The 19481-nt window shown below is 66.4% G+C and carries 18 protein-coding genes and 2 riboswitches; of the genes, 9 read left to right on the plus strand and 9 right to left on the minus strand.

The features are described 5' to 3' along the window. Nucleotides 1–227: 227 nt before the first annotated feature. The 3 genes from ACNQPB_RS15645 to ACNQPB_RS15655 all read right to left on the minus strand — a co-directional run bounded on the left by ACNQPB_RS15645 (nt 228) and on the right by ACNQPB_RS15655 (nt 3131). Nucleotides 228–974: an NlpC/P60 family protein gene (locus ACNQPB_RS15645; RefSeq protein WP_498753235.1), complete on the minus strand. Its 747-nt coding sequence runs from the start codon at nt 972–974 to the stop codon at nt 228–230. Nucleotides 975–977: 3 nt separating this feature from the next. Further along, nucleotides 978–1146, minus strand: a riboswitch (cyclic di-AMP (ydaO/yuaA leader). 146 nt (nt 1147–1292) lie between these two features. Next, nucleotides 1293–2111, minus strand: a complete 819-nt coding sequence (locus ACNQPB_RS15650; protein ID WP_498753237.1) for a M23 family metallopeptidase — start codon at nt 2109–2111, stop codon at nt 1293–1295. A gap of 2 nt (nt 2112–2113) precedes the next feature. Continuing rightward, nucleotides 2114–2320, minus strand: a riboswitch (cyclic di-AMP (ydaO/yuaA leader). 115 nt (nt 2321–2435) lie between these two features. Further along, nucleotides 2436–3131 (minus strand): iron-dependent transcriptional repressor DtxR, encoded by a 696-nt coding sequence (locus ACNQPB_RS15655; protein WP_498753239.1) that lies wholly within the window; start codon nt 3129–3131, stop codon nt 2436–2438. 287 nt (nt 3132–3418) lie between these two features. Here ACNQPB_RS15655 and serC point away from each other — a divergent pair, with 287 nt between their 5' ends. Next, on the plus strand, nt 3419–4549 hold the full coding sequence (gene serC / locus ACNQPB_RS15660) for a phosphoserine transaminase (RefSeq protein ID WP_498753241.1): 1131 nt from the start codon (nt 3419–3421) through the stop codon (nt 4547–4549). Nucleotides 4550–4616: 67 nt separating this feature from the next. On the opposite strand, the gene ACNQPB_RS15665 is transcribed toward serC, so the two are convergent. Genes ACNQPB_RS15665 through ACNQPB_RS15675 form a run of 3 tightly spaced genes read right to left on the minus strand, consistent with a single transcriptional unit; the run spans nt 4617 to nt 6980 of the window. After that, entirely contained in the window at nt 4617–5912 is a 1296-nt protein-coding gene (locus ACNQPB_RS15665) for an MFS transporter (protein WP_498753243.1), read from the minus strand. A 44-nt stretch (nt 5913–5956) separates the two neighbouring features. Continuing rightward, a complete protein-coding gene (locus ACNQPB_RS15670; protein ID WP_498753245.1) occupies nt 5957–6589 on the minus strand; it encodes a DUF3027 domain-containing protein in 633 nt (210 codons plus the stop codon). 7 nt (nt 6590–6596) lie between these two features. Next, on the minus strand, nt 6597–6980 hold the full coding sequence (locus ACNQPB_RS15675; RefSeq protein ID WP_498753247.1) for a cold-shock protein: 384 nt from the start codon (nt 6978–6980) through the stop codon (nt 6597–6599). A 169-nt stretch (nt 6981–7149) separates the two neighbouring features. Here ACNQPB_RS15675 and ACNQPB_RS15680 point away from each other — a divergent pair, with 169 nt between their 5' ends. The 4 genes from ACNQPB_RS15680 to ACNQPB_RS15695 all read left to right on the plus strand — a co-directional run bounded on the left by ACNQPB_RS15680 (nt 7150) and on the right by ACNQPB_RS15695 (nt 13469). Beyond that, nucleotides 7150–7365 carry a hypothetical protein gene (locus ACNQPB_RS15680; protein WP_498753249.1) on the plus strand — a complete coding sequence of 72 codons (216 nt, stop codon included), beginning with the start codon at nt 7150–7152 and terminating at the stop codon, nt 7363–7365. A 41-nt stretch (nt 7366–7406) separates the two neighbouring features. Further along, nucleotides 7407–9884, plus strand: a complete 2478-nt coding sequence (locus ACNQPB_RS15685; RefSeq protein WP_498753251.1) for a helicase-associated domain-containing protein — start codon at nt 7407–7409, stop codon at nt 9882–9884. Between the two features lie 9 nt (nt 9885–9893). Next, nucleotides 9894–11540, plus strand: coding sequence for a DNA repair helicase XPB (locus ACNQPB_RS15690; RefSeq protein ID WP_498753252.1), 1647 nt, complete (start codon nt 9894–9896; stop codon nt 11538–11540). Between the two features lie 447 nt (nt 11541–11987). Then, nucleotides 11988–13469 carry a hypothetical protein gene (locus tag ACNQPB_RS15695; protein WP_498753253.1) on the plus strand — a complete coding sequence of 494 codons (1482 nt, stop codon included), beginning with the start codon at nt 11988–11990 and terminating at the stop codon, nt 13467–13469. 98 nt (nt 13470–13567) lie between these two features. On the opposite strand, the gene ACNQPB_RS15700 is transcribed toward ACNQPB_RS15695, so the two are convergent. Beyond that, nucleotides 13568–14530, minus strand: coding sequence for a LysR family transcriptional regulator ArgP (locus tag ACNQPB_RS15700; RefSeq protein ID WP_498753255.1), 963 nt, complete (start codon nt 14528–14530; stop codon nt 13568–13570). Between the two features lie 69 nt (nt 14531–14599). Between ACNQPB_RS15700 and ACNQPB_RS15705 the strand changes: the two genes are divergently transcribed. Next, nucleotides 14600–15319 carry a LysE/ArgO family amino acid transporter gene (locus ACNQPB_RS15705; protein ID WP_498753257.1) on the plus strand — a complete coding sequence of 240 codons (720 nt, stop codon included), beginning with the start codon at nt 14600–14602 and terminating at the stop codon, nt 15317–15319. A 13-nt stretch (nt 15320–15332) separates the two neighbouring features. Here the strand turns inward: ACNQPB_RS15705 and ACNQPB_RS15710 are convergent, their stop codons facing one another. Then, a complete protein-coding gene (locus ACNQPB_RS15710; protein ID WP_498753259.1) occupies nt 15333–15536 on the minus strand; it encodes a hypothetical protein in 204 nt (67 codons plus the stop codon). Between the two features lie 145 nt (nt 15537–15681). Here ACNQPB_RS15710 and ACNQPB_RS15715 point away from each other — a divergent pair, with 145 nt between their 5' ends. From ACNQPB_RS15715 to ACNQPB_RS15725, 3 genes are all read left to right on the plus strand, one after another. Further along, a complete protein-coding gene (locus tag ACNQPB_RS15715; protein ID WP_498753261.1) occupies nt 15682–16392 on the plus strand; it encodes a response regulator transcription factor in 711 nt (236 codons plus the stop codon). A gap of 2 nt (nt 16393–16394) precedes the next feature. Beyond that, nucleotides 16395–17933, plus strand: a complete 1539-nt coding sequence (locus tag ACNQPB_RS15720; RefSeq protein WP_498753263.1) for a sensor histidine kinase — start codon at nt 16395–16397, stop codon at nt 17931–17933. 152 nt (nt 17934–18085) lie between these two features. Beyond that, nucleotides 18086–18376, plus strand: coding sequence for a WXG100 family type VII secretion target (locus ACNQPB_RS15725; protein ID WP_498753265.1), 291 nt, complete (start codon nt 18086–18088; stop codon nt 18374–18376). A 99-nt stretch (nt 18377–18475) separates the two neighbouring features. Here the strand turns inward: ACNQPB_RS15725 and ACNQPB_RS15730 are convergent, their stop codons facing one another. Further along, nucleotides 18476–19480, minus strand: a complete 1005-nt coding sequence (locus tag ACNQPB_RS15730; RefSeq protein WP_498753266.1) for an RNase H family protein — start codon at nt 19478–19480, stop codon at nt 18476–18478. Between the last annotated feature and the right edge of the window lies 1 nt (nt 19481).

Here is a 19481-nt window from a genome sequence, read left to right on the forward strand (position 1 = left end):
GATCGGGAAGGTTCAAGTAGCGCGGCGACATCGCCATGCGGGGGACGGCCGCGGGCCGGCCCGCTCAACGCATGGGCCATGGTTTTTCCCTAGTCAACGAATGCCAGGGTGTTTTCAGGAAAAAAGGAGAGGGGACCGGGGCGGCGGTATGCCGGCCCCAATCCCCCTCATCCGGTCGCAGGCGCTCTCAGGCGCCGTCGCAACCGGATTTCAATTCAATTTTTTGACTAGCCGCCGACGCGGATGAAGACCGGGCCGGAGCCGACGTATGCGCTGTAGAGGGCGGTAGTTCCACCGTTCCAGCCGCCGTGCACAGCCATGCCGTTGCCGACGTACACGGCGATGTGGGCCATGCCCATGCCGCCGTTCTGGTAGTAGATCAGGTCGCCGGGCTGGGCCTCGGCGGCGCTGACGGTGCGGCCGAGGGACAGGTAGTCGGCCGGCCAGCCGTGGAAGTGGATGCCGACGGCGGCCAGGGCGTTGCTGGCCAGGGCGGTGCAGTCCTGTGCGACGCCGAGCTGGGCGTAGGCGGCAGCTGCGATCGCGGCACCCTGGCCGCTGGCAGCCTTGGTGGACGGCGCCTGGGTGGAGACGGAAAGCTGGGCAACAGGAGTGTTGTCGGCCGGAGCCGATTCCTGGACCTCGACGGGGGCTTCCTCGACAACCGGGGCCGCAACAGTCTTGACGGCGGGGCGCTCGAACTTGATGGCAACGCTGGAGCCGGCGGAGATGCTTGCCTGCGCGACGGTCTGGACTTCCAGGGTGGAAGCGGCGCTGGATTCGCGGGCAACGTTGGTTTCGGCAGCGTTTGCGGCGACTCCGCTGGTCAGGACCAGGCCGGAAGCGGCGGCGATAACGGCTGCCTGGCGGCCCATGCCGCCTGCGTTGCTGCCAACGGTCTTGGCGAGGACAGCAAGCGATGCAGTCTTGGGGGCTGCGGCACGGTGGCGCGCAGCAATAGTGCGTGAAGACACGTAGAGGCCTCTCCCTATGCCCGCGAGGTAAGCTGTCGGATTCGGATGGGAGTCATCCGGCCGCAGAGCTGTTCCATATGGAAAGATCTGCGACTTAACCCCAAGGCCACCGTGATGATGACCGGAAGTGGGTCCCCCGCCTCTGCCAGACGATGTTTTGCGAACGGATCCTTGAGCAGCGGCAGAGCTAGGCAATCCACTCAAGTGCATCAACTCTCTAGAAGTTGATGCGGTTTAGACGGTACAGCAATTCGGATCGAATGTCACATTCAGGTCACGGCACGTGACAATCATGCGAGAGATCTCCATCAGATCGGGCTACAGCCAGCCCAGCGGTTCGACGACTTGGCCGTTGACCATGACCTCGAAATGCAGGTGGCAGCCGGTGGAGGCGCCGGTGGTGCCGCTCAGGGCAACCACATCGCCCCGGTTGACCGTTTGGCCGACCGTGACGTTGAAGGAGGACAGATGGTTGTAGGTGGTTTCCAGGCCGTTGCCGTGGTCGATCACGACCCGGTTGCCACCGCCATAGGGGTGCCAGCCGGCGAAGGTGACCTTGCCGGAAGCCGCCGCGTAGACGTCGGTGCCACACTGGGCCGCGAAGTCGCGGCCGCGGTGGAATTCGCCGTACCCACCCGTGAACGGATCAATCCGGTAGCCGAAGGGCGAGACGGAAACCATGCTCGCCAGCGGCGCGCCCAGCGTGCCCTTGGAAGATTCCGCTTGGACGGAGCCAGCCGACTGCGCGCTCAGCAACTGGCGAAGCCTGGCGTCCGGGTCGGCCTTGGTGGATACCGCCATGCGGCTGAAGTCGACCTTCGCGCTGGCTGAGACGGAGATCTCGGGCTGGGAGCCCATCGCAGACGCCGAGGAGCCGGCCTCGGAGGCGGCGGTCATCGCACCGCTTCCGGGGAAGGCGACGGTCATAAGGAGACCGGTGGCAGCAAGTGCAACGCCGGCTTTCTGACCCACGCCGCTCGTGGCTGCAAAGTCAGCCACCTGCTGCAGGGGACTCCTGCGGCGCCGGGTTTCACGGGGGGAATCACGGGGCCCGTCGATCCGCGCTACGGCACGCGGCCGCAGCTCAGCAACGGGGCCGGACGCACGCCTGCGGCCCCTGGTGTTCTGCGTGGTCAAAAGGTTCCTCTCTGGAGGCCTGCGAGGTTAGCTGTCGGATTCAGGTCAGAGAGTTCACAGACCTGGCCCGCAAGGAAAGGCACGCGGCACAGGGGTATCCCCGAAAGGCCCCTGCGCAACTTGCATTCCCGTGCGGACTTCACCCCAAGGCTGCCTTCCGGCGGCCGCTGATGGTTCCCCCGCCCCTGCCAATGAACGGATTAATACACCTGTTCCGCTGGCAGAGTTCGACTCCGGATCAGGTAACGCTTTGGTATCGGCGCTAGTACACAACTATAGGTGATTAACGCCCTCAGTAATAACTTCGTTATCTTCGGCTGCGGCTTACGCGACGGTCACAAAGACGTGCGCAGCCACTTCCGGGGGCAGTTCCAGGGCGCCCTCGATGCCGGGAACACGGACGGAGATGTACTCCCCCGCCCGGGCCAGGGACACCTCGGCACCGGGACGGATGCCGCCTTCGTCCAGCTGGACCAACAGTTCAGGCTCCACCTGGATCGGCTCGGCCAGCCGGCTCACCACAACGCGGGCATCCGGGGCGTAGCCTTCCATCGCCTGCAGGAGGTTGACGACGCCGTCACCGAAAGGATGCGCGGCAGTCCCGCCGATCGCTTCAAGGCCCGGGATCGGATTCCCGTACGGCGACTCGGTGGGGTGGTCAAGGAGTTCGTAGAGCCTGCGCTCGACGCGTTCGCTCATGACGTGTTCCCAGCGGCAGGCCTCGTCGTGGACATAGGCCCAGTCCAAGCCGATGACGTCGGCAAGCAGCCGTTCCGCGAGACGGTGCTTGCGCATGACCTCGGTGGCGCGCTTGCGGCCGACCGGGGTCAGCTCAAGGTGGCGGTCATTCGAGACAATCACGAGCCCGTCCCGCTCCATGCGGCCCACCGTCTGGGAAACCGTGGGGCCCGAGTGGCGGAGGCGCTCGGCGATCCGGGCGCGAAGAGCGACGATGCCCTCTTCTTCGAGCTCCAAGATCGTTCGAAGATACATCTCAGTGGTATCGATCAGATCCGTCATCCAGCTCAGCTCCTCGAGCACAGTATCTTGCGTAATTTCCACCGTACCGCAAGCGGACGGGCAGCCGTTTGGCGGGCTTTCCCGCCTGGACTCCACACCCAAGCCTAGCTTATTTGGAATTACTCTTGATAATTCCGTAGCGGTGCGGGACACATTGGCGGGCCCGTGGCGCACTGTGACACTCCGGTTCCGCCCTTCCCGCGAAGTCAGGCAGAATTGGGGAGGCGATGGGGCACTTCTGCCACCCGCCGCGAACCACCATGCCGCTACCCCATTGGAGCTAACCCGTGAGCGAGAACAGCATCACTATTCCGGCAGATCTCAAGCCCGTGGACGGCCGGTTTGGCGCCGGGCCCTCGAAAGTCCGCCCGGAGCAGATCGAAGCGCTCTCCGCCGCCTCGGCAACCATCCTCGGCACCTCGCACCGCCAGGCACCGGTCAAGAACCTGGTCGGCTCGGTCCGCGAGGGCCTCAGCCGGTTCTTCAAGGCTCCCGAAGGCTATGAGGTGATCCTCGGCGTCGGCGGCTCCACCGCGTTCTGGGACGTCGCCAGCTTCGGCCTGGTGGAAAAGAAGGCCCAGCACCTGTCCTTCGGTGAGTTCGGTTCCAAGTTCGCCGCGGCCACCAACAAGGCCCCGTTCCTGGAGGCCTCCTCCATCATCAAGTCCGAGCCGGGGACCCGCCCCGTCGCTTCGGCCGAGGCCGGCGTCGACGTCTACGCCTGGCCGCAGAACGAAACCTCCACGGGTGTCGCGGCGCCCGTCAAGCGCGTCGATGGAGCCGACGACGGCGCCCTCGTCCTGGTAGATGCCACCTCCGCTGCCGGCGGCCTCGACGTCGACGTCGCCGAAGCGGATGTGTACTACTTCGCCCCGCAGAAGAACTTCGCGTCCGACGGCGGCCTGTGGCTGGGTCTGTTCTCCCCCGCCGCTCTGGAACGCGCAGCCCGCGTCAAGGCGAGCGGCCGCTGGATCCCGGACTTCCTGGACCTGCAGACCGCGATCGACAACTCCAAGCTGAACCAGACCTACAACACTCCTTCGCTGAGCACGCTCGTCACCCTGGACGCCCAGGTCCAGTGGCTGAACAAGAACGGCGGCCTGGACTTTGCTGCCAAGCGCACCGCCGACTCCGCGCAGCGGGTCTACCAGTGGGCCGAAGCCTCCGAGTTCGCCACCCCGTTCGTTGCCAAGGCCGAAGACCGCTCCAACGTCATCGCCACGATCGACTTCGACGACTCCGTCGACGCCGCGGCCATCGCCAAAGTGCTGCGCGCCAACGGCATCGTGGACACCGAGCCATACCGCAAGCTGGGCCGCAACCAGCTGCGCATCGCAACCTTCGTTGCCATCGAACCCGACGACGTCTCGGCGCTGCTGGCAAGCATCGACTACGTGGTGGGCGAACTGCGCAAATAGCAGACCGAATACAGCAGCGCCGTCCCGGACTTTCCGGGGCGGCGCTGCTCTTGTTAAGGACGATGCATCAAGGACGCTGTGAAGGGCCAGGAGTTTCCCCGGCAGACACGGATGCGATCCGGAAGACACGAAGCCCCCTGGCGCTGCGGTCAAAACTCAGGCGCAGCTGCCGCGCCCTGACAATCCAGACAAGGCCGACGATCGCGGCGGAGATGCCGGCTGCTGCGGCGACACCCAGGGACCAGCGTGGGCCTGCAACGTTGGCGATCCAGCCCACCAGCGGCGCGCCGATGGGTGTGCCGCCCATGAAAATCGCCATGTAAAGGGCCATGACGCGCCCGCGCATGACAGGATCCGTGGTGGATTGGACGTAGCCGTTGGCGCTGGTAATCATCGTCAGCGCGAAGAGGCCCACCGGCACCAGCGCGAATCCGAACAGGGTGTAATCGGGCGCGAGGGCGGCCAGGAGGCTGGCCACTCCGAAGGCGCCCGCCGCCCCGAAGATCAGGCGCAGGCGGGGGCGTCCCCGCCTGGCGGAAAGCAGGGCGCCGGCCACCGAGCCGATGGCCATCACCGAATTCATCAGCCCGAAGGCGCTGGCGTCCATGCCGAATTCCGTTCCCACCATCGCGGCGATGAACAGTACGAAGTTCAGCCCAAGCGTTCCCATGATGAAGATCGCCACAAGGACCACCACGATGTCCCTGCGGTGGCGCACGTAGCGTAAACCTTCGCGGATGCGGCCCTTGCCCGCCGCGGCGCGGGGCTGGACGCGCAGGGTGCCCACGGGGATCGAAGCCAGCGCAAGGATCATCGCCAGGAAGGTCACGGTGTTCAACAGGAAAACCCAGCCCGGACCCACCACGACCGTGAGCACGCCGGCAACGGCGGGTCCGATCATGCGGGCGACGTTGAAGGAAGCGCTGTTGAGCGCCACGGCGTTGGCCAGGGAATCGTCGCCCACGAGTTCGGACACGAAGGTCTGCCGGACGGGGGCATCCAGCGCGGACACCAGTCCCAGCAGGAGGGCAAAGACGTAGACCTGCCAGAGCTGCCCGGCCCCGGCCACCACCAGGATTCCCAGGCCCGTGCTCAGCAGGGCCATGATCCCCTGGGTCAGGAAGAGCAGTCGGCGTCGGCTGTAGCGGTCCGCGAGCAGTCCCGCCCAGGGCGCCAGGAAGAGCTGCGGGCCCATCTGCAGGGCGAGCGTGATGCCCATGGCACCGGCGTCATGGTTGCTGAGGTGGTCAAAGACCAGCCAGTCCTGGGCGGTGCGCTGCATCCAGGTCCCGACGTTGGAGACCAGTGCGCCCAGGAACCAGACCCGGTAGTTGCGCATGTGCAGGGATTTGAAGGTGGACATCAGTTGCCGCCTTCTTCCGGATCACCTGCAGGACACCCCAAGACTTATTCAGCCTCGGTTTCGCCGCTATCGGCAGCGTCCTCGGGTTCGGCGTCGTCCTCAGGGTCTCCCGAAGCGTCGGCCGCGTCCCCGCCGTCGCCCGCGTCGGCGGACGGTTCGCCGGCCTCGGCTCCGGCCTCGCCGTCGTCGTCGGAATCGCCCTCCGGAGCCGGCGCCTCATCTTCGGGACGCACACGCTTGGCCCACGGAATCCACTCAGGGGCCAGGATGGATTCCTCCGAAGGCAGCAGCCCGAGCTCACTCACCGTCACCGTCTTGGACCGCGAATTGCGCGTCACCACGGCGTACCACTGCCAGCCGCCGTAGCCGGGCAGCCGGGACTCGAACAGATGGGTGACAACCCGTTCGCCCTCGGACTTCGCCGCGATGTGCGGGCCGATCTCGCTGTCCTTGGCGATGGTGGCCACGGCCTCTCGGGCGACGTCGACGGCGGCAGCCAGGAAGGCGTCCGGCTTGCCTGTGCGCCACACCGGAACGCCGGCGCGCTGTTTGGCGGCCGGAGCCTTCGCAGGGGATTTCGCCTGGGACGTGGCCGCAGCGGGTTTCCGCGCGGAAGCGCCACCGGCCGCCGCTGCGGGAGGGCCGGCCTGGCCTGCTTCTACGGATTCGGAGGTCATGGGTGGCCTAGGCCTCGAGCTCGTCGGCAACCTTGCGGAGGGCGGCCGCGATGGCCTTGCCCTTGGCGCCTTCGGGGTACTTGCCTGCGGAGAGGCTGCCGGACAGCTTGTCCAGCACGGAGACTAGGTCCTGGACCACGGGGGCGAGCTCACGGGCGTTCATGCGCTTGGCCTTGGCAACGGAAGGCAGCTTGTCCAACACGCGCAGGCCAAGCGCCTGCGCACCGCGGCGGCCGTCAGCCACGCCGAACTCGACCCGGGTTCCGGCCTTGAGTTCGCTTACGCCTGCGGGCAGCGCGGATTTGGGCAGGAACACTTCCTGGCCGTCTTCGGCCGCGAGGAAGCCGAAACCTTTGTCCTTGTCATACCACTTGACCTTGCCGGTGGGCACGTATTCAACCTTCTTCGTTCTTGCATGGAGACACGGCCGGCAGCTCACCGCATCCGCAGGGTCCTGCGGGATCAGGGGTAATTGCCTGCTCCGTGTTGGTCTGTTCTCCCAAGGTTATCCTGCCGGGCAGCGATCCCGTGCTTTCGTACCGGCTGTTAGCGTTGCTTTCATGAGTATCACCGGCTACCGCCGCCCCCTGACGATCGCGGCCGCCGTCGTCGCTTTGCTGTCCCTCGCCGCCGTGGGCGGGGTCATGGCCATCGCCGCCGCGGGCAGCGCCGCCCCGGCCTGGATGACCTCCATTGCCCTTTACGGGCTGCCGGTCGCCTTCCTCGCGATGCTCCTGCTGGTAGTGGATGCCGTGTTCCAGCGCCGCAGGAAATAGGGCAGGGCACACCGGCTCCCGCGGGCGGTAACGTTGAAGTGATGTCCCTAATCCGCGCGCTCAGCAAAGACCTGGAAGCGCGCAGCGACGATTCGCTGCGGGCCCTGTTTGCCGCGCGGCCTGACCTGATTTCCCCCGCGGCTCCGGACTTCGCCGCCCTCGCCGCGCGCGCCAGCGCACGGGTGAGCGTGCAACGTGCCTTGGAACGCCTGAACAAGCCCGAGATGCAGGTACTCGAAGCACTGCACCTGTGCACGAACCCGGACACCGGCCACGGAATTTCCGCAGCGGGCCTCAAGAAAGTCATCGCCGGGGCCACCCTGACGGCGCTGGAAGGAATCCTGCACCGGCTCGAGGACCTCGCCCTCATCCACCGCTGCGAACCGCCCGCGGGCACCCAACCCTCGGCGGCCAGGCAGCGCTTCTACCTGCCGGTGGGGAGCCTGAAGGACGTGGTGGGCATCTACCCGGCGGGACTGGGCCGCAGTTACACGGAGTTGGTCCGGCTCCAGCCCGCCTTCGCCCAGCGGGTGGTTCAGCTGGTGACGGAACTGCGCCGCAGTGGAGCCGGCGTCCCCGAGGCGGCCACCCCCATGGAGGCCGCCCTCGCCCTGCAGCGCTGGACCTCGGCCTCGAAAGCGCTGGACGAAATCCTTGCCGGGGCCCCGGAGCGGACCCGTGCACTGTTGGACAAGTTTGGAAACTGGGCCATGGGCGCTGTGCCCCAGGCGCAGCGGATGGCGTCGATCGGCAACGAAGGCCCCGACGTCGGCCCAGTCGACTGGCTGCTGGCCCGCGGTCTGCTGGTTCCCCTGGATGCCTCGCACGTGGAACTGCCGCACAGCGTGGGGCTGGCATTGCGCGGCGGCATGATCGTGGACCACTTCACGGTGCAGGCACCCCGGCCGGAGCTGGGTCTGACCAGTGCCCTGCTGCGCCGGAACGCCGCCCTCGGCGCCATCGCCGAAGCCCTGCGCATCCTCGGCGAACTGCTTGCCGCCGCCCGCGAGCAGCCTTTGGCGACGCTGCGCAGCGGCGGGGTCGGCGTGCGGGAACTCAAGCGCCTCGCGGACCGGCTGCGCCTGGAGATCCGCGAGGCCGGCCTTTTCCTTGAGATCGCTGGTCTGGCCGGGCTCCTGCGCCTGGACGTGGACAGTTCCACCTGGATCCAGCCACCGGGCCTGGAATGGCTCGCACTGCCGCGCCAGGAACAGTGGCTCTGGGTGGTGAACGCCTGGCTGGCGAGCGAACGGGCACCTTCCCTGGTGGGCCAGGCGGTGTCCGGCGCCGCGGGACACCAAGGCAAGCCCAATTCCGCAGGTACAACCATCAACGCCCTGTCCGCCGAGGCCCAGCGCCCGGATGCCCCGCTGATCCGTCGGCGCGTGCTGGACATCCTGCACGAGCTCACAGTGGAGGCCTCCGCTCCCGACGGCCGGGCCCCTGTGCTGGACGCGCGTTCCGTGCTGGGACGCGCGGAATGGTCCCAGCCGCGGATGGCCCGACGCTTCAGCTCCTTGGTGCCGGGCATCCTGCGGGAGGCGGAGCTCCTGGGGCTCATCGGCTCCGGCGCCCTGACCCAGCTCGGGGCCGCAATCGCGGTCGAAGAACCGGACCGTGCCCTGGAAATCCTCGGCGAGCACCTGCCGGCCGCGGTCAACCATGTGCTGCTGCAGGCCGACCTCACCGCCGTTGCCCCGGGGTACCTGGCGCCGGGCCTCGGCGAGCGCCTGACCCTGCTCGCCGATGCTGAGGGGCAGGGTCCTGCGACCATCTACCGCTTCTCTGAAGCCTCCGTGCGCAGGGCGCTCGACGCCGGCCAGGACGCCGCATCGATCCTGCAGTTCCTGCGCGAACACTCAGCTACCGATGTTCCGCAGCCCTTGGAATACCTGGTGCAGGACACCGCCTCAAGGCATGGCAGGCTGCGCGTTGCCAGCTGCGCCAGCTTCATCCAGAGCGACGATGAAGCCGCCATCGCCGAGCTCCTCCAGGAAGCCGGCGCGGCCAGCCTGGGCCTGGTCCGGATCGCGCCGACCGTACTTACCTCGGCGGCGAGTCCCCGGGAAACCGCAAGGGTGCTGCGCGAGCTGGGACTGTCCCCCACAGTGCAGGAGCCCGAGCCCGCCGTCGTCCGCTACAAGCGGACCGCCGCCGTCGCCGGCAGCGCCCGGCCGGTCTATTCGGTGCCCCGTTCGGCTCCTGCAGAGGACGACGTCGAAGCGCAGCTTGCGGTGCTGCGGCACCATCCCGGCGGGGCCGCCGAAGCCTCCGGCGAGGCCGCCGCGCAGCTGGGACTTGAGACGCTCCAGCGGGCGATCCGCCTGAAACAGGCCGTGACCATGAACGTAGTGGACGGGGAAGGGAATTCCAACAGCGAAACAGTTGTTCCTGTCTCCGTCTCCGGTGGCAGGGTGCGCGTGTTCGATCCTGCCCGGGACACCGAACGGGTGCTGTCGATCCACCGTATTGTGGATGTCGAGCCCGCGGCCGGTCAGGCCGCCAAACCGCACAAGTAAGGGAGCAGCGTGAGCGACGGTCCGCTGATCGTGCAGAGCGACAAGACCATCCTGCTGGAAGTGGACCATGAACTCGCCACCGAAGCCAGGCATGCCATCGCGGCCTTCGCCGAGCTGGAGCGCGCCCCGGAGCATGTGCACAGTTACCGGCTCACCCCGCTGGGGCTCTGGAACGCGCGGGCGGCAGGGTTGGACGCCGAAAAGGTGCTCGACACGCTCCTGCGGTACTCGCGCTTCCCGGTGCCCCACTCCCTGCTGCTGGACGTTGAGGAAACCATGTCCCGCTACGGGCGGCTGCGGCTGGAGAAGGATCCCCAGCACGGCCTGGTGATGCGCACGGACGACTACCCTGTACTGGAGGAAGTGATCCGGGCCAAGAAGATCGCGCCGCTGCTGGGCCCGCGGATCGACGGCGAAACCGTGGTGGTGCATTCCTCCCAGCGCGGGCAGCTCAAGCAACTGCTGCTCAAGCTCGGCTGGCCCGCCGATGATCGCGCTGGTTATGTGGACGGGACGCCGCACCTGATCTCCCTGAACGAGGACGGCTGGCAGCTGCGGCCCTACCAGAAGCTCGCCACGGAGAACTTCTGGTCAGGCGGCAGCGGCGTCGTCGTACTCCCCTGCGGCGCGGGCAAGACGATCGTGGGCGCGGCCGCCATGGCCACAGGCTGCACCACTACCCTGATCCTGGTGACGAACACGGTCGCCGCCCGGCAGTGGAAGGACGAACTGCTCAGGCGGACCTCGCTCACCGAGGACGAGATCGGCGAGTACTCCGGCTCGGTCAAAGAAGTCCGGCCGGTCACGATCGCCACGTATCAGGTGCTCACCACCAGGCGCGGCGGGATCTATCCGCACCTGGAACTCGTGGACGGCCATGACTGGGGACTGATCATCTACGACGAAGTCCACCTCCTGCCGGCTCCGATCTTCCGGATGACCGCGGACCTCCAGGCCCGTCGCCGACTGGGACTGACCGCCACCCTGGTCCGCGAGGACGGCAGGGAGGGGGAGGTGTTTTCGCTCATCGGGCCGAAACGGTACGACGCGCCGTGGAAGGACATCGAGGCGCAGGGCTACATCGCTCCGGCGGATTGTGTGGAAGTCCGGGTGGACCTGCCGCGGGATGAGCGCGTGGCATACGCGATGGCCGAGGACGCCGACAAGTACCGCCTGTGCTCGACGTCGGAAACCAAGACCGCGCTCGTTGAACAGTTGGTGGCCGCGCACCCCGGCGAGCAGCTGCTGGTGATCGGGCAGTACATCGACCAGCTCGACGAAATAGGCCAGCGCCTGGAGGCGCCGGTGATCAAGGGCGAGACTTCCGTGCGCATGCGGCAGAAGCTGTTCGATGCGTTCCGGGCCGGGGAGATCCACACCCTGGTGGTGTCGAAGGTGGCCAACTTCTCCATTGACCTGCCGGAGGCCTCCGTAGCGATCCAGGTTTCGGGTTCCTTTGGTTCCCGGCAGGAGGAAGCGCAGCGGCTCGGGCGGCTCCTGCGCCCCAAGAAGGACGGCCGGGCAGCGCGTTTCTACGCCCTGGTGGCCAGAGACACGCTGGACCAGGACTTCGCCGCGAAGCGCCAGCGCTTCCTGGCCGAGCAAGGCTACGCCTACCGGATCATGGACGCGAAGGACGTCGGCGCCGCGGGCTGAATAGCCGGAATACCGCCGGCTCCTTTCCCCTTTTTGGGCGGTCCATGTGGCTGATCAGCGCCCGTAAAAGTTCCCGGGTCCGGGTCATTGTGGCCCCAATTTGCCGGGCGTACACTCTAGCTGCTGGGTACATATTGGTAACAGATCCTGAGCTCAGATCAGGGCGGGTGGGGCCGCACAGGCTTTTCCCGCGCACAAGGACGCGTAGATGCGCAGACGGCCCAGCCAATCCACCGGCACACCACCTCCAGCGATCACTGGCGGTTTCGTGCTGCCCAGCCCACTTCGGCGTGCAAGGAAGCGACGATCATCGGAGTAGTCCGGCCAGCGGCCCCCTGCGCGGGTGGCGGCCGATCAAATATTGGGGAGAGATGCTGGGGATTCACCGGCACCGGGCCGTTCGCCCGCGCCGTACCTATTCGCCACTCTGAGAAGTGAGCAAAACCCATGAAAAACATCGCACGCGCCCGCTGGGGCGCAGGAGTCGCCTGTCTAGGCTTGATCATCGCCGGAGCCACCGGCGCACAGGCAGTACTTCCCGGAACCAACTTCGAAGGCAATGACGGAAACCTTGTAGTCACCACAGCAGGCAATACCGATTGGGCCAATGTGGCCGGCCGGAATACCGGCATCGACAAGCCCACAGGGAAGACGGACAACTCATTCGGCCAAGGCACCAAGGAAGACGACCCCGCCGTCACCGTCGTGACCGGCGCCATCCCGCCCAACAAGAACGATCTCACCCGCTTCTACGAAGCTTCGGAACAGGGCGCGAACGGCGACATCTTCCTGTACCTGGGCTGGGAACGCCTGGTAAACATCGGCAACGCCAACCTGGACTTTGAAATCAACCAGAACGCCACCACAGGATTCACAACAAGCGCTACCGGACCGGTGACTCTGAACCGCACCGCTGGCGACCTGTTGGTGACTTATGATTTCGGCGGAAGCGGCACTCCGACGCTCGGTCTTAACAAGTGGCTCACGGCCGCAAATGGCAACACCGTTAGCCAATGCTTCTCGGCCAACGCTTTGCCGTGCTGGGGCCAGCATGTCACGCTCGGTGGCAACGTCGCTGAGGGACAGGTCAACAGCGGAACAATCGCAGAACCTATAGCGGGCGGCTCGCTCACCGCCGGACTTTTCGGCGAGGCCTCGATCAACTTGACTGCCGCCGGTGTGTTCCCGACGGGTGTCTGCGAGGCTTTCGGCAGCGCATTCGTCAAGAGCCGTTCGTCCTCCTCGTTTACCGCGGAACTGAAGGACTTCATTGCCCCGATCCCGGTCAATATCAGCAACTGCGGCAGCATCACCATCAAGAAGGTGACGCAGGACGAACCCGTTCCGGGTACACAGTCCTTCGCCTACACTACGACCAACCTGACCCCAGCCACCTTCAGTTTGGTGGGCGGCGGCACGCCGCGGTCGTTCCAGAACCTGGCCGCAGGAACGTACACCGTGACGGAAGGGACCCAGACCGCACCGTGGAGCTTCGTTTCCCTGACCTGTGACACAGCAACAGGCGTGACCATCACCGGCCAACAGGTGTCGATTGCGTTGGGCAATGGCCAGAACGTGACGTGTACCTACACCAACAAGTTCACCAAGGCGCAGCCCACGGTGGCGACCACGCAGGACCTGATTCCGAACGACAACTTCATCCTGTCGGGTGGACTCGGGACAGTAACCGGATCCATCGTGTTCAATCTCTACGCCCCGAGTGATGCCACTTGCGCCGGGACGCCGGCCCTGACCCAAACAGTGACGGTGAACGGCAACGGAACATACAGCACCACCAACAGCACGTTCCACTCCACAACCGAGGGAACATGGCGCTGGGCATCCAGCTACAGCGGAGACGCCTTTAACCTCCCGGCGACCTCTGCCTGCGGCGTTGAACAATTCACCATCGTGAACAGTGCACCCTGACTCCACGGATAGAAAGTAGAGACTGAGGACCCCGGCCGTAGGTCGGGGTCCTCAGTCTTGTGCTGACGGCTTGTCCCGGCCACTTGCCCTCCGGGGCGTCAACCGCGGCGCGGTTTGGCGGCAGCTTCAGGGCCCAGCAGGTAGTCGGCCGCGGTGGCCCGCACCAATTCGCTGACCGTGTCCAGCAGCGGCGAGGACGTGCGCCAGCGCTGCCAGTACAGCGGCACGTCGAAGGGCCGTTCCGGAGCCAGCTGCACCAGGCGTCCGGCGTCCAGCTCCGGCCGGCATTGAATCTCGGGGACGAGTGCCCAGCCCAGGCCCAGGCGGACGGCGTCAAAGAAGTCCTGCGACGCCGGCACATAGTGCCGCGGCCCCCGTGCTGGCCTTGCCGCCCGGCTGCGCGATTTCCTGAACAGTCCGTCCAGGAAGGCGTCCTGATAGGCGTCTTTCCTGTCGAAGTCGACGGCGGGAGCCGCGTTGAGCAGCAACGGATCCACCAGGCTGCCGGCGGCGAAGTCCGGCAGCCAGCGTTCGAGGAAGTCCGGCGCGGCCACGGCGCGGTAGCGCATGGTGCCCAAGGCCTCCACCCGGCACCCCTGCACAGCTTCCGGCGTGGCAGTCACCGCCGCCATCACATTGCCGGAACGCAGCAGGCCGGCGGAATGTTGTTCGTCGTCCCGGCGGAGATCGAACACCACATCCAGCCCGGCGGGCATCCTGGCCAGTGCGCGCAGGAACCACACGGCAAGAGAGTCCGCATTGATCGCGATCGGCATGCTGTGGTGCTCCGAGCCTCCGGCCGCGAGCCCCAGCTCACGTCCGGCGTCCTCCTCAAGCTGCGCCATTTGCCTGGCCAGGCGCAGCACCACCTCCCCGGCCGCCGTCGCTTCGACCGGATTGCTGCGCCGCAGCAGGACCTGCCCGGCGTTGTCTTCCAAGGCCTTGAGTCTCTGGGAGACCGCGGACGCAGTGACGTGGAGTCGCCTGGCGGCGGCTTCGAGGGTGCCTTCGCTGACCACTGCGGCGAAAGTGTGCAACTGCTCGGAGGAAAAGCGGCTCATAAGAACATCTTAGGGACGCTAAGAATCTTTAGCTGGTCTAACTGTCGGAACGACCGTAGCGTCAATGGGGTGGAAATCAACGGAATCGTTCATGCAATCATCCTGGGCCTCGGCACGGGCCTTGCCCTCATCGTGGCGATCGGAGCCCAGAACGCCTTTGTCCTGCGACAGGGCCTCCTCGGCCGGCACGTGGCCGCCGTCGTCACGGTGTGCGCGGTCTCAGACGCGGCGCTCATCGCCGCCGGGATTCTCGGCATGGGCGGCCTGGTCACCGCCGCGCCAGCCGTAGTCGTGGCGCTGCGATACATCGGCGCAGCGTTCCTGCTTTGCTATGGCCTCTTGGCGGCGCGGCGTGTTTTCCGTCCGCAGTCCTTGCTTCCGGCGGAAACCGACGAGGACGGACTGCCCGCGGGAACGGGGGCCGAAGAGCCAGGATCGACCGTTTCCGGATCGCAGGCGGCCGGATCAACCGCACTTGCAACCGTAACCCGCGTTCAGGGCCTGGCCCCGGCCCTGGCCACGATCCTGGCCCTGACCTGGCTCAACCCCCATGTCTACTTGGACACGGTGGTCCTGCTGGGCTCAGTGGCCAATTCCCAAGGCGCCGGCCTGGAGTGGTGGTTCGGTGCAGGAGCGGCATTGGGCAGCGTCCTATGGTTCTGTTCGCTCGGCTTCGGGGCCCGCCTGCTCCGGGGATTCTTTGCCCGGCCCGCCTCATGGCGGTTCCTCGATGGCGGCATTGCCGTCACCATGATCGCGCTGGCGGCCGGCCTGGCGCTGGGAAACTAGGCCTGGCGGCCGGTCAAGCCACCAGGCGTCCTTCACGGGCTGCCGGAACGGCGTCAACCGTGGCCCAGCATTCCGGCGCCACGAGCTTTGAGTCCGCGAAGTGCTCTGCCTCGGCCAGGACATCGAAGGTTTCGTGCCCGATGCGTCCGGACTCCGCATCGAGGTAGTGGACGTGGTATTTGGTCTTTCCGGTGTTCAGGGCTGCTTCGTGTTTCATGGCTCCAGTGTGGAACCAGGCACTGACATTTTTACCTTCCCGGCGCGGCGTGTCCGTATCGCGGCAGCAGACTGTGCTCGAACCCGCATATTCCTCCCATCAAGCATCCAGCGAACTCACAGTTACTGGGAGGAACATGAATGGCATGAAGAAGAACGGTCCCGAAGCCAAGCTCCTCGTTGTCGATGACGAACCCAACATCCGCGAGTTGCTCTCCACTTCGCTGCGGTTCGCGGGCTTTGACGTTGTCGCCGCGTCGAACGGACGCGAGGCGCTGGCCGCCGTCGAGCAGCATGCCCCCGACCTCGTGGTTCTGGACGTCATGCTCCCGGACATGGACGGCTTCACCGTCACCCGCCGCCTGCGCGCCTCCGGCAAGCACTTCCCGGTGCTGTTCCTGACGGCAAAGGATGACACCGAGGACAAGGTCACCGGCCTCACGGTCGGCGGGGACGACTACGTCACCAAACCCTTCAGCCTCGACGAGGTCGTGGCGCGCATCCGCGCGGTACTGCGGCGGACGCAGCCGCTCGAGGACGACGACGCCGTGATCCGGGTGGACGATCTGGAGCTCGACGACGACGCTCACGAGGTGCGCCGCGGCGGCACCGTGATCGAACTGTCGCCCACCGAGTTCAAGCTGCTCCGTTACCTGATGCTCAACCCGAACCGGGTACTCTCCAAGGCCCAGATCCTGGACCATGTCTGGGAGTACGACTTCAACGGCGATGCATCGATCGTGGAGTCCTATATCTCCTATCTGCGACGCAAGGTGGACATCGATCCCGATTCGGCGGGTCTTATCCAAACCAAGCGCGGTGTGGGCTACGTGCTGCGGACGGCGGAGAAGCGCTGACCTTGAGCGATCGTTGGAAGTCGGCCTCGCTGAAGTCGCAGCTCGTCGCGATCATCATGGGCCTGCTGCTCCTGGCGTTGGCCGCAACCGGGGCCGGAACCCTGACCCTGGTGCGGAGCTACCTGCAGGACCAGGTGGATGACAAGCTGCGCGCCGCCGTCGACCTCGCGCGGCAGCAGCGCTCCTTCGAGAAGCTCGAACCCAATCCGGCAGTCCCCACCGATTACTCCCTCATGCTCTTCAACCCCGGCGGCGGGTCCTACGTCTTCGGCGGGAACAAGGACGTCCACCCGGACATCGCCAGCTTCTCCCCGGATACGGCGCGCAGTTACGGCTACCAGCCGTTCCAGGTGCGCGGCACGGACGGGAACAACTGGCGCGTCGTCGCGGTCGCCGTCGTGGACACCGCCACCGGGCAGAATGCGGTGGTGATCGTGGGCCTGCCGCTGACCCCCGTGGACAAGGTCATGGAGCACGCCACCTTGGTGGTGGTCGGCGTCGGGCTGCTCACGCTGGTGCTGGCCTTCTTCATCGCCACCTGGACGGTGGGCCGGTCCTTCCGGCCCTTGGTGCGAGTGGAGAAGACTGCCGCGGCCATCGCCGCCGGCGATCTGTCCCGGCGTGTGGACATCGAGAACCCGGCCACGGAAGTGGGCCGGCTAAGCGCCTCGTTGAACGCGATGCTTGCGCACATCGAGACCTCCTTCGCAGCGCGGGCCGCGTCCGAGGGCCGGATGCGGCGTTTCGCCGCTGACGCCTCGCACGAACTACGGACTCCCCTGGTCACCATCCGGGGCTTTTCGGAGCTGTACCGTCACGGCGCCCTGGCCACGCCCGAGGACGTCGGGACCGCCATGGGCAGGATCGAAAGCGAAGCCAAGCGCATGGGGTCCATGGTCGAAGACCTCCTGATGCTGGCCCGCCTGGACGAACAGCGGCCCCTGCAGCTCAACCCGGTGGACCTGCGCCTGCTGGCGAACGACGCCGTGCTGGACTCCATGGCGAATTCTCCCGGCCGGGCGTTCTCGCTCACCGGGATCGACGGCCGCCCGACCGCCGCGGCTCCGGTGCTCGGCGACGAAGCAAAGCTCCGCCAGGTGCTGGGAAACCTCGTTGGCAACGCCCTGCGCTACACGCCGGAAGGCACCCCCGTGGAGATCGGCGTCGGCGTACGGAGCACGGAGATCGGAGAGACCTCTGTCCTCGAAGTCCGGGACCACGGCGCCGGGATTCCTGTGGAGGAGAGGCCTCGGATCTTCGAGCGCTTCTACCGTGCGGACACCTCCCGGACCCGGGAAACCGGCGGCAGCGGGCTGGGTCTGGCAATTGTTTCGGCGATCGTCGCCTCGCACGGTGGCACCGTGCGTGTGGAAGACACCGACGGCGGCGGCGCCACGCTGGTGGTCAGCCTCCCCCGGCGCGACGGACTGGCCACGCCGGGACATTCCGGGCAGAGCCACTCGGGGCAGGCCCGCTCGGGGCAGGGCCACCCAGGGCAGGGCCAGGACGCGGCTGACGCCGCAACCGGGGCGGCTTCCTAGACCGACCTGCCGCCCTTGGGACGGCCCGGTTGCCGGAGTTGTCCACATAGCAGCTTCCTGCTCTGGAGGGCCGTACCGGCCGCGCCTAGGCTCATTTGCGTGGACCACAGCCAGCCGCATACGCGGACCCGTCAGAGTCGAAAGGCAACGCCATGAGTGTCATTTCCGTCGATACCGAATTGATGCAGTTGAAATCAGCCAACGTCAAGGCCACGGAGGACCGGATCAGGGCAGACGTCCAGGCCATGAAGCGGGGGCTCGACGAGCTCCAAGCCACCTGGAAAGGCACGGCCGCCAACAACTTCCAAAGCCTCATTGCCGAATGGACGCTGACGCAGAACAAGGTGGAAGCATCCCTTGCTTCCATCAACCTCGCGCTGTCCACCGCCGCCGCCAGCTACGTCCAGACCGAACAGGGGAACACCCTGAGGTTCAGCTACTGAGCGGTGGCGCACTGAGCGGTGGCGGCGCACCGCTGGTCCCAAACCCGTCCACACGCCCTGCGGGGCCGGCCATCCCCCAGGCAGGCCCCGCAGCTTCCCCTAGCTCTCGGGCGTCCCTTGGTGGAAACGAAGGCGCCACTGGCCGCGGTCGAGCAGCCAGAGCGAGCTGCGCAGGGACGCACCGGCACGGGACCGGCTGCGATAGTTGAGCAGCATCGAATTTTCGCTGACGCGGTCTGCGCTGAGAAGTTCCACTTCGATGGCCTCTCCCGGATCTTCTTCGAGGGCCATCAGCATCGCATCCCGCGTCCAGTAACGGCCTGAGCTGCCGATCTCGGCGAAATCCGGGTGCAGCAGGACCCCGGTCCTGCCGATATCCGCCCGAACGTCAGGACGCAGCAGTTCCCGCTCCAGGGCAAGCACCACATCCTCGGCCGGAAGTTCGCCGGAGGGCAGGATTTCGTCGTCGAGTTCACTGAACAGGTCGGCCTGGCCGAAGATGCCGGACTCGCCGAAAAGGGCCGGCTCGGCGTGCCTTTTCGATGCGGCGCCAGGAGCCGCCGCGGTAGCGGAAAGGGGTACCGACGCGGCAGCCGCAACGGGAGTGGCTGCGCCGACAGCGGACGCCGGCTGCTGAGCGCCGGGGAACCCGGGGCCGACCGGTGCGGCGGTTCCTTGCTGGTAGGCCAGGGCAACGGCCCGGGCGCGTACGTCCGCGGCCTCGTTGAGGTCATGGCCCGCGTGCCCCTTGACCCATTCGAAGGTGTACTTGCGGCCCGCGATGGCTTGGTCGATTTCCTTCAGGAGGTCCACGTTGAGCACCGGCTTGCCGTCCGCCTTGCGCCAGCCTTTACGCTTCCATCCGGCCATCCACTTGGTGATGCAGTTGATGACGTACTGGCTGTCACACAGGATCCGGAGGTCTTCCTGGGGCAGGTGGGCAGTGGACTTGAAGAGGTCCAGCACGGCCATCAGTTCACCTTGGTTGTTGGTGCCGTGCGGCCAGCCCCCTGCCTGCCAACAGGAGTCGTCAACGTACCAGGCCCAGCCTGCAGGCCCGGGATTGCCGAGGGCGGAGCCGTCGGCGGCAGCAATAATCGTCATG

Origin of the sequence: Curtobacterium sp. LFS079, from assembly GCF_047977865.1 — a bacterium.
Lineage (GTDB): Bacteria > Actinomycetota > Actinomycetes > Actinomycetales > Micrococcaceae > Arthrobacter.

Coding starts and splice junctions, on each gene's coding strand:
- ACNQPB_RS15730 (WP_498753266.1), bottom strand. CDS start 19,480: ATGACGATTATTGCTGCCGCCGACGGCTCCGCCCTCGGCAATCCCGGG.
- ACNQPB_RS15685 (WP_498753251.1), top strand. CDS start 7,407: ATGTCCCTAATCCGCGCGCTCAGCAAAGACCTGGAAGCGCGCAGCGAC.
- ACNQPB_RS15715 (WP_498753261.1), top strand. CDS start 15,682: ATGAAGAAGAACGGTCCCGAAGCCAAGCTCCTCGTTGTCGATGACGAA.
- ACNQPB_RS15725 (WP_498753265.1), top strand. CDS start 18,086: ATGAGTGTCATTTCCGTCGATACCGAATTGATGCAGTTGAAATCAGCC.
- ACNQPB_RS15700 (WP_498753255.1), bottom strand. CDS start 14,530: ATGAGCCGCTTTTCCTCCGAGCAGTTGCACACTTTCGCCGCAGTGGTC.
- ACNQPB_RS15695 (WP_498753253.1), top strand. CDS start 11,988: ATGAAAAACATCGCACGCGCCCGCTGGGGCGCAGGAGTCGCCTGTCTA.
- ACNQPB_RS15710 (WP_498753259.1), bottom strand. CDS start 15,536: ATGAAACACGAAGCAGCCCTGAACACCGGAAAGACCAAATACCACGTC.
- ACNQPB_RS15670 (WP_498753245.1), bottom strand. CDS start 6,589: ATGACCTCCGAATCCGTAGAAGCAGGCCAGGCCGGCCCTCCCGCAGCG.
- ACNQPB_RS15665 (WP_498753243.1), bottom strand. CDS start 5,912: ATGTCCACCTTCAAATCCCTGCACATGCGCAACTACCGGGTCTGGTTC.
- ACNQPB_RS15680 (WP_498753249.1), top strand. CDS start 7,150: ATGAGTATCACCGGCTACCGCCGCCCCCTGACGATCGCGGCCGCCGTC.
- ACNQPB_RS15655 (WP_498753239.1), bottom strand. CDS start 3,131: ATGACGGATCTGATCGATACCACTGAGATGTATCTTCGAACGATCTTG.